Source organism: Staphylococcus simiae, assembly GCF_002902085.1.
Classification (GTDB): Bacteria; Bacillota; Bacilli; order Staphylococcales; family Staphylococcaceae; genus Staphylococcus; species Staphylococcus simiae.
Window position 1 is genome coordinate 1 of record NZ_PPQR01000110.1, and the last position, 231, is coordinate 231.

The following is a 231-nucleotide window of genomic DNA, read 5'->3' on the forward strand; positions in this document are numbered from 1 at the left end:
TGTTTTAGAATAACTATTACGGTCTTGAAGAATTGCTTTTTGCTCTTCGTACTTCGACTTTCGTTCAGAATAATCATCAAATTTCTTTTTAACTTTTTATTTCAGTTCTTTTTTTACGAGTCTGCTTTCTTAATTCTGGTTGTGTTTCATTTTCAATTTGTTGATTTAAATCTTCGATTTCTTTATTCAAATGACTACCGATTAAATCAATATCTTCTTTTGATAAATCAG

Annotated in this window: 1 pseudogene; it reads right to left on the reverse strand. The window is 27.3% G+C overall.

Features of this window, described 5'->3' with window-relative positions:
• Nucleotides 1-231 (reverse strand): annotated as a pseudogene (locus CD113_RS11175) (IS5/IS1182 family transposase); the annotation flags it as partial.